This window comes from Microbacterium sp. P2_F9 (assembly GCF_056403635.1).
This window is the reverse complement of sequence record NZ_JBFUFC010000146.1, coordinates 1-9645: the sequence shown is the minus strand read 5'-3', so window position 1 is coordinate 9645 and position 9645 is coordinate 1. Positions and strand designations below refer to the sequence as shown.

Sequence of the window (9645 nt, the reverse complement as noted above, 5' to 3'; positions counted from 1 at the left end):
GCCAAGGGGATTACCTCCGTGAGGCCCGGGCAGGGGCTCGTTTCCTTGTCGTCAGGGTGGAGTGCTCCGTCGTCCCCGAGAGCCAGGCGCCACACTCCGCTCGCACGCAGGCGTAGAAGCGGGGGGCACGCAGGCACAGCCGACCACCATATGAGGGCAGGGGGAATCCAAGAGCGCAACTACCTACTATACGGCGGATGACGCGCCGTGTCCAGTCGAATCTTGAAAAGTTCTCCAGGCTGCGGTATAACCCCGAAAACGTACAGCGCCTGCGGACCCGGCCGCGGGGCCGGGCGCGCAGGCGCTGCCGTCAGATGCTCTCAGCTGTCCGAGTGGTCACATATTGCCGCGGCAGGCCATGCCGGGGTTGAACCCGACGACGAACTGCTTCGCGACGGGGTCGCTGCGGAACATGCCGAAGTTCTGGACACCGTGATAGCCGTGCTTCTGGTTGCCGCGCTTCGCGAACACGTCGTCGCCTTGGCCCTCAGGGCCGGTCCCCTCGATGTCGTCGGCCGTGTCCAGGCCGGAGAACGCACACTCCGACGCGGCGTTGCCCGCACCGGGGATGTCGTCGCCGTTCCCGTTCACCTCTCCCGCCATCGCGGCTCCCCCACTGCCGAGGACRATCCCCAGAGCGATGACGCACGCAATCGATACGCGTTTCATGATCGAATCCCTCCCCGAAGGCGGCAAACGTGTGTCCCCCCGGACGGGCGGTTCCCACACCGCCGAGCCGCACGCTACTCCCGTGATGCGGCTCCCCGAAAGTGCCTCCCGCTGAATTCCCGCGATCAGAATCCGCGGAAACCCGTGGCATCCACCGCGGAGCGGGGGCAATATATGCACATGACTGGGGATCATCACCCCGCGATCCGCACGCCCGACCAGCGGATCCGGGTGTTCGTGAGTTCGACCCTGCGCGAACTCGCCGAGGAGCGCGCCGCCGCGCGCGCGGCGATCGAGCGGATGCAGCTCGCCCCGGTCATGTTCGAGCTCGGGGCCCACCCGCACCCGCCGCGCGAGCTGTACCGCTCCTACCTCCACCAGAGCGACGTGTTCGTCGGGATCTACTGGGAGAGCTACGGCTGGGTCGCGCCTGACGAGGAGATCTCCGGACTCGAGGACGAGTACAACCTGGCTCCCCGCGGGATGCCGAAGCTCATCTACATCAAGGCATCCGACAAGCGCGACGATCGGCTCGCGGAGCTCATCGCGCGCATCCGCACCGACGACACCGCCGCCTACCTGCCGTTCCAGACGGCTGACGAGCTGCGCGAGCGCGTGGCCGAAGACCTCGCGACCCTGTTCGCCGAGCGGTTCGATCAGACCAGGGGCGTGGCCTTCGACGAGGAGCCCGACCTCGCGCCGCCGGCACGTGTGGTCGCTCCGGCCACCCCGACGATCGGCCGGGAGGAGGACATCTCCGCCATCCGGGACCTCCTCGCGAGCGGCGCGCACCGGGTCGTGAGCCTGGTCGGCCCCGGTGGGATCGGCAAGAGCCGGCTCGCCATCGAAACCGCATTGGCGGCGGCCGACCTCTTTCCCGCAGGCATCTACTTCGTGACGCTGGAGGGCGTGCTCGAGCCGGGGCTGCTGCTGCCGACGATCGCAGCGGCTCTCGGCATCCGGGACAACGGCGAAGCCGCCATCGTCGAACGGCTCGCACATGCGCTCCGCGATCGGCGGGTGCTCATCGTGCTGGACAACTTCGAGCAGATCGTCGAGGCGGCACCGACGCTCGTCGGCCTCTACAGCGCCGCGCCGCTGGCCCGCTTCCTGGTCACGAGCCGCATCGTGCTGCGCATCCGCGGCGAGCATGTGTACGAGGTGGAGCGGCTGACGACACCGCCCGGGTCGCTCCCGGCGAGCCTCAACCGCGCCACGCGCTCGTCGGCGGTCGCGCTGTTCGTGAACCGCGCGCAGGCCGTCAAGCCCGGGTTCGACGTCACCCCCGACAATGCCGCCGACATCGCGGACATCTGCCGGCGCCTCGAGGGCCTTCCGCTCGCGATCGAGCTCGCCGCGGCGCGGATCCGTCTTCTGACTCCGGCCGGCATCGCCGCCCGGCTCGAGCAGAGCGTGCCGCTGCTGTCTGCCGCTTCACGCGACCTGCCCGAGCGGCACCGGACCATGCGCGCGACGATCGAGTGGAGCGTCGGCCTGCTCACGGATGCCGAACGCGATCTGCTCGAGGATCTCGGCGTGTTCGCGACGAGGTTCACCCTCGACGCCGTGGAGGCGATCGGCGCAGGGCGCTCGTGGGACGGACAGGTCATCGACGCCCTCGCCGCGCTCGTGGACGGATCCCTCGTCAAGCAGACCGACGTGCACGGCCGCGTCGTGTTCTCGATGCTCGCGATCGTGCGGGAATACGCGCTCGGGCGCCTTCGCGCCCGCGGCGATGCGGACCGGGTGCGGGCCCTCCACGCCGACTACTACGCGGCGTACGTTGGACGCCTCGGCCCCCGGCTCCGCGGCACCGGGCAGGCGGATGCCGTCATCGAGCTCGAGCTCGAGCTGCCGAACCTGCGCGCGGCGGTGCGGCACCTCATCTGGACCGACCGGCTCGACGAGGCCGCGGAGTTCGCCTGGAGCCTGCTGATCTACTGGTGGATCGCCGGGTCGTTCGCCGAGGTGCGCCGCTGGATGCAGGAGCTGCAGGGAAAGCAGCAGACGCTCAGCGCGCGCACGAAGGGCATCGCCTGCTTCTTCGTGCGCTGGGGCGAGATGTGGCAGCACCCCTCCGATCAGGTGGTCGCGGGTCTCGATGACTGCGTGCGCCTGTTCCGCGAGAGCGGCGACGAAGAGGCCGCCGCGATGGCGACGACCGCCAAAGCCACGGCGCGCATGCAGTTCCCTGGACTGGACGCGGATGCCGCGGCCGACGAGCTGCGCACGGCGGCGGCGACCCTGCACGACCTCGGCAACACCTGGGGCGAAGCGAGCACCGAGGTCGTGCTCGGACGACTCTGCTGGATCAGGGGGCAGCTCGACGAGGCGCAGGAGCATCTGGATCGGGCACTGGGCATCGCCCGCGCCGGAGACGACCTCTTCACGAATGTCATGGCGGGGAATCYGCAGTCGCGCCTGAACTTCATCCGCGGTGACGAGGCGGTCGCCGAGACGGGGTTCATCGAGGTGCTGCGGCTGTCGGCCCGACTCCACTGGGAGGAGGGCATGGCGTACGGCCTGGAGGGCATCTGCGCGGTCGCCGCCGCGCGGGGCGATGCCTGGCGCACCGGCGCGTTAGCCACGGCGGCCGCGACGGTGCGCCAGCGCACCGGCATTCTCGAGGTGCAGACACTGCTCATGCAGACGCAGCACCTCGCCGCGCTGCGCGAACACGACCCGGGGGGTCTGGCGGCCGGCGAGAGCGCCGGCGCGGAGCTGAGCCTCGCCGAAGCGGTGGCGCTGGCGCTGCCGGACGGCGACGACACTCCGGCGCCGGACCAGCTCGCGCACCGATGACGTCAAAGGCGATGCAGGTTTCGATGGCCCTGGGGAGGGCCCGAACGTGGGGGAACGATGATCGACCGAACGCGTGACACCATCCGCACGCCCGACCAGCATCTGCGGGTGTTCGTGAGCTCGACGCTGCGCGAACTCGCCGACGAACGACAGGCGGTGCGCTCGGCGATCGAGCGACTGCGTCTTGCCCCGGTCATGTTCGAGCTCGGCGCCCGTCCGCATCCGCCCCGCGAGCTGTACCGCGCCTACCTCGCGCAGTCCGACGTCTTCGTCGGCATCTACGGCGAGAGCTACGGATGGGTCGCACCCGGCGAGTCGGTCTCGGGCCTGGAGGACGAGTACAACCTCGCCCCCTCATCGATGCCGAAGCTCATCTACATCAAGGCGTCGGAACACCGCGATGCGCGCCTGGACGAGCTGATCGACCGGATCCGCTCGGACGACACCGCGGCCTACCTCCCGTTCGTCACCGCCGCCGATCTCGAGGACCAGGTCGCCGGCGACCTGGCCACTCTGCTCGCCGAGCGCTTCGACGAATCCCGGACGTCGCCCCAGGCGGACGGCCCCGCCGCGGGCGCCACCCCCATCGCCCGGATCCCGGTCCCCTACACGGCGACGATCGGCCGCGCGGACGACCTCGCCCGGGTGCGCGCGCTCCTCGCCGGCGACAGCCGCATCGTCACCCTGCTCGGCCCCGGCGGCATCGGGAAGAGCCGTCTCGCCATCGAGATCGCCCACGCGAGCGAGGACCTCTTCCCCGACGGCGTCTACTTCGTGCTGCTCGAAGGCGTGCTCGAGCCGGGTCTGCTCGTGCCGGCGATCGCGTACGCGCTCGGCATCCGGGACAACGGCGAAGCCCCGCTCGAAGAACGCATCGCGCACGCCCTGGCGGGCCGCCGCGTGCTGGTCGCGCTCGACAACTTCGAGCAGATCGTCGATGCCGCCCCGGTGCTGGCGCGCCTGTCCGCGGCGGCGCCGACGGCGAAATTCCTCGTCACCAGCCGGATCGTGCTGCGGATCAGGGGCGAGCAGCTGTACGACGTCGCCGCGCTGGCGATTCCGGATGCCGGAGCCCTCGCAACCCTCGACCGCGTGCTGCGCTCCCCGGCCTGCATGCTCTTCGTCGACCGCGCCGAAGCCGTCAAGCCCGGCTTCACGATCACCGAGGACAACGCGGCGGACATCGCCGCGATCTGCCAGCGGCTCGAGGGCCTGCCCCTTGCGATCGAGCTCGCGGCGGCGAAGGTCCGGCTGCTCAATCCGCACGGGATCGCCCAGCGCCTCGAGCAGAGCCTGCCGCTGCTGACGGCCGCCGTGCGCGACCTGCCGGAACGGCATCGCACGATGCGGGCGACGATCGACTGGAGCATGAGCCTGCTCCCCGACGTGCACCGGGAGCTGCTCGAAGACCTCGGCGTGTTCGCGACGCGCTTCAGCCTCGAGGCCGTGGAGGCGCTCGGCGTCGGGCGCCCATGGGAAGGGCGGGGACTCGAGAGTCTCGCCGCCCTGGTGGACGGCTCCCTCGTCAAGCAGCTCGAGATCGACGGACGCGCGGTCTTCTCGCTGCTCGCGATCGTGCGCGAGTACGCGCTGGGCAGGCTCAAGGCGCGCGGCGACGCCGATGTGCTCCGCGCCGCGCACGCGGACTACTACCGCGGTCTCGTCGCCCGGCTCGCGCCCGAGCTGCGTGGCACCGGCCAGGCCGAGGCGGTGGCGCAGCTCGGATTGGAGCTGCCGAACCTGCGGGCGGCCGTGCGGCACCTGGTCTACACCGATCGCCTCGACGACGCCGGCGACTACGCGTGGAGCCTGCTCATCTACTGGTGGATCGCGGGCTTCTTCGCAGAGGTGCGGGTGTGGATGCTCGAACTGCTCGCCAAGGAGCTGCCGATCACCCAGCACACCCGTGCGGTGGCCTGGTTCCTCGCCTTGTGGGGCGAGATGTGGCAGCGCCCGTCGGAAGGTGTCGTCGCCGGGCTCGGCGAGTGTGTGCGGCTCTTCGCCGAGAGCGGCGACGGGGACGCCTCGGCGATGGCGATCGCGGCGCGGGCCACGGCGCGGCTCTCCCTGCCGATGCCGGACGTGAAGAAGGCGCGGCGGGAACTCGGCCAGGCGGTGGAGCGCCTGCACGCGCTCGGCAACACCTGGGCCGAGGGGATCACCGAGGTCTCGCAGGGGCGGCTGGCCTGGCTGCTCGACCAGCGCGACGAGGCGCTCGCCCACTTCAGCCGCGCTATCGAGATCGCCGAGGCCAGCGGCGACCTGTTCACGCTCTCGGTCGCCGGCAATCATCAGGCGCGCCTCCTGCTCGTGCGCGGCGAGGTCGAGGCCGCCGAAGAGGCGTGCATCCGCACCCTCCTCGTCTCGATCCGCCTGCACCATGAAGAGGGCATCGCGTACGGGCTGGAGGGGCTGTGCACGGTGGCCGCGGCCCGCGGCGACGGGGAGCGAGCAGGCGCGCTGTCCGCGGCTGCTGCCGCCATCCGCCATCGCATCGGCGTCTTCGACGCGGAGGCGTTCCGCGTGCACACGCCGCAGCTCGACGCGATGCGCGCCACCGATGCGAAGGCGGTCGCCGCCGGGGAGCGGCGGGGCGCGGAGCTCTCCGTCGCCGAGGCGATCGCCCTGGCGATGCCCGAGGCGGACGTCGGTGCGATCCACAAGTCCCTCGCCGAGTGGTGATCTCGCCGTGACCGAGGCCCCGGCTGTCATCCGCACCCCGGATCAGCGCATCCGTGTCTTCGTGAGCTCGACCCTGAAGGAGCTCGCCGATGAGCGGCGGGCAGCGCGTGGCGCGATCGAGCGGCTCCGCCTCGCCCCGGTGATGTTCGAGCTCGGCGCTCGTCCGCATCCCCCGCGCGAGCTGTACCGCTCGTACCTGGCTCAGTCGGATGTCTTCGTCGGCATCTATGCGGACAGCTATGGGTGGGTCGCGCCCGACGAGGACGTCTCGGGGCTGGAGGACGAGTACAACCTGGCGCCGCAGGCGATGCCGAAGCTCATCTACATCAAGGCGTCGGCACACCGCGACGACCGCCTGAACGAGTTGATCGACCGCATCCGGGCGGACGACACGGCGGCCTACCTCCCCTTCGAGACCCCCGAGCAGCTCGAGGAGCAGCTTGTCGGCGACCTCGCGACGCTGCTGGCCGAGCGCTTCGACGCCGCAGCCGCCCAGGCGTCGACAGCGCCGCCCGCGAGTGCCGCCGTCCGCATGCCGCCGGCGTATTCGCGGATCATCGGACGCGACCGCGAAGTGGCCGACGTCCTCGAGTTGGTCACGAGCGGCCGTCATCGCGTCGTGACGCTCCTCGGCCCCGGCGGGATCGGCAAGAGCCGCCTGGCGATCGAAGCAGCCTCTGCCGCCGAGCCCGCCTTCCCGGACGGAACGGTGTTCATCGCGCTCGAGAACGTGCTCGAGCCGGACCTGCTGCTCCCGACGATCGCGTACGGACTCGGCATCCGCGATGCGAGCGAGCGACCGCTCGACGATCGACTCGCGCTCGCGCTGCACGGGCGGCGCATGCTCATCGTGCTCGACAACTTCGAGCAGATCGTCGATGCCGCCGCCCAGGTCGTGCGACTGTACACGCTCGCACCCGACGCCGTATTCCTGGTGACCAGCCGGATCGTGCTGCGCATCCGCGGGGAGCGGGTCTACGAGGTGCCGCCGCTGGCTGCGACGGATGCCGCCGCGCCCGGGTCCGTCTCCCGCGCCGCCGGATCACCCGCAGTGGAGCTCTTCGTCGAACGTGCCCGGGCTATGAAACCGGACTTCGCGCTCACGGCAGGGAACACGCCGGCCGTGGTGGCCGTCTGCCAGGCGCTCGACGGCCTGCCGCTCGCGATCGAGCTCGCGGCAGCCCGGATGAGGCTCCTGACCCCCGCGGCGGTGCTGCAGCGCCTCGACTCGAAACTGCGTCTGCTCGTCGACTCGAGTCGGGACATCCCGGGACGCCAGCGCACCCTGGCCGCGACGATCGAGTGGTCGACGGGACTCCTCGAGGAGGATGAGCGGCTCCTGCTGTGGGATCTCGGGGTCTTCTCCGCCGGGTTCACTCTGGACGCGGTCGATGCGATCGGGGTGGGGCGAGTGTGGGCGGCCCGCGCGGTGGGCGCACTCGAAGCCCTGATCGACGGTTCGCTCGTGTCGCAGTCCGATGTGGGCGGGGAGGCTGTGTTCGCGATGCTTGCCACGGTGCGCGAATACTCCGTCCAGCAGCTCGTGGAGCGCGGCGAGGAGCGCGCGATGCGGGATGCGCACGCTCGCTACATCGATGCCCTCACTCGTCGCGTCGCCCCCGAGCTCACCGGGCCAGGGCAGCGCGTGGCTGCGGCACGACTCGACCTGGAGCGGGGCAACCTGCGCACCGCGGTGCGGCATCTCACCGATGTCGGCGACGCGGACATCGCGACTGACATCGCGTGGCGCCTCTACCTGTACTGGTGGCTGCGCGGGCTGTTCTACGAGGTCCGACTGTGGATGGAAGAGCTGCTCGCGCGCGTGCCGGAGCCCTCGGATCATGCCAGGGCGGTCGCGCGCTTCTACTACCTGTGGTCGGAGATGTGGACGACCGACAAAGGCGCGGAGGTCTTCGCGGGTCTTCAGGAAGCCGCGGATCTTTTCGCCGCGACCGGCGACGACGCCGGGGCGGCGATGGCGCACGCGACGGAGGGCCTTGCCCGGGCGACTCTCGGCCAGCCCGTCAGCGAGGTGATCCCGCTGCTCGAAAGCAGCGCCGCGAGCCTTCGCCGGCAGGGTCTGCGCTGGGGAGAGACCCTGGCTCTCATCGCGCTGGGCCGCGTCGCGTGGGCCATCGGCGACTCCGTCGAGGCGACCAGACGGTTCGAGGCGGCACTCGCGTCGGCGGACGATCCGTTCACCCAGACGGTGGCGCGGCACCACCTCGCCCGCATGCGGCTGCTCGGGGGCGACACGAAGGTCGCCACCCGCGGATTCATCGAGACCATGCGCCGGTCGATGAGCCTGGATCACGAGGAGGGGATCGCCTACGCCGTCGAGGGTCTGTGCGCGGTCGCCGCGTCGCAGGGAGACGTGGTGGTCGCCGCGACCCTCGCCGGCGCCGCCGAGACGATCAGACAGCGGATCACGATGTACGACACCGCGCAGTTCGTCTACCATCTGCGCTATCTCGACGCCGCGACCGCACCGGCCGAGCAGGCCGCGGTGCGCGAGGCCATGCGCCGCGGGCGGGAGATGTCCGCGCTCGAGGCCGCGGAGTTCGCGCTCGCGAACATCGACGACGCCTGAAACCGGATTCAGGTGGGCCGTGCGTGGCGGAACCGGACGCGGGTGCCCGGCCGAGCCTGCGCGAGCAGGTCGAGTCCGGCATCCGTCACCACCGCGATGACCGGGTAGCCCCCGGTCACCGGACCGTCGGCGAGCAGGATCGTCGGCTGCCCGCTCGGCGAGACCTGCATGGCCCCTGGGACCATGCCCTCACTCGGCAGCTCGCCGTCGCGCGCACGGTCGAGCGCGGGGCCGTCCAGGCGCAGGCCGATGCGGTCGGCGCTGTTCGAGACGGTCCACACGGTCTCGAACAGCGTGCGGTGGGCGGATGCCGTGAACCAGTCGCCGCGCGGACCTGGGGCGAGCTCCACCACGAGTTCGTCGTCGCGCGGGCTGCCCCACGGCGCGAGGACGGCAGCCGGGATCGGCACGACCGCGTCGCCGCGGACCGGCACGGCGTCTCCCGCGCGGAGGGGACGAGGGCCGAGGCCGGCGAGGATGTCGGTGGCGCGGGAGCCGAGCGTCACGGGTCCGTCGAGCCCACCGCGGACAGCGAGGTAGGCGCGGGCGCCATGACCGAACCAGTCGAGATGCAGCTCGGTGCCGGCCGGCCAGCGATGGGCGTCGTACAGGTCGATCGCCACGCCGCCGAGGCGGATGCTCCCCCACGCGCCGGTCACCGCGAACCACAGGTCGGCATCGGCCGTCGCCCGGAAGCCGCCCATCGTCACCTCGATCACCGTCGCGTCTTCGGGGTTGCCCACCAGCCGGTTGGCGGTGCGCAGGGCGCCACGGTCGAGCGCTCCGGAGGTCGATACGCCGACGGATGCCGCACCCGGACGCCCCAGATCCTGCAGCGTGGCGAGCAGCCCGGGTTCGAGGACGCGGATGCCCGCGCGGGCGGCCCCGCCGGTCGCCGTGCC

Annotated in this window: 5 protein-coding genes; 3 read left to right on the top strand and 2 right to left on the bottom strand. The window is 71.2% G+C overall.

The annotated features are described in order from the left end of the window. Positions 1-336 precede the first annotated feature (336 nt). On the bottom strand, positions 337-669 hold the full coding sequence (locus tag AC1DVT_RS14370) for a hypothetical protein (RefSeq protein WP_457100459.1): 333 nt from the start codon (positions 667-669) through the stop codon (positions 337-339). A gap of 180 nt (positions 670-849) precedes the next feature. Between AC1DVT_RS14370 and AC1DVT_RS14365 the strand changes: the two genes are divergently transcribed. From AC1DVT_RS14365 to AC1DVT_RS14355, 3 genes are read left to right on the top strand one after another with little or no spacing between them, the layout of a single operon-like run. Further along, complete coding sequence (locus AC1DVT_RS14365; protein WP_477389722.1) at positions 850-3471, top strand: DUF4062 domain-containing protein; 2622 nt, start codon at positions 850-852, stop codon at positions 3469-3471. Positions 3472-3528: 57 nt separating this feature from the next. Beyond that, on the top strand, positions 3529-6153 hold the full coding sequence (locus tag AC1DVT_RS14360) for a DUF4062 domain-containing protein (protein WP_477389721.1): 2625 nt from the start codon (positions 3529-3531) through the stop codon (positions 6151-6153). Positions 6154-6160: 7 nt separating this feature from the next. Beyond that, the gene (locus AC1DVT_RS14355) at positions 6161-8743 is read left to right on the top strand and encodes an ATP-binding protein (protein ID WP_477389720.1); all 2583 of its coding nucleotides are present in this window, start codon (positions 6161-6163) and stop codon (positions 8741-8743) included. Positions 8744-8751: 8 nt separating this feature from the next. Here AC1DVT_RS14355 and AC1DVT_RS14350 read toward each other — a convergent pair. Then, the coding region (locus AC1DVT_RS14350) for a 5-oxoprolinase subunit C family protein (protein WP_477389719.1) at positions 8752-9645 on the bottom strand (894 nt) is incomplete at its 5' end.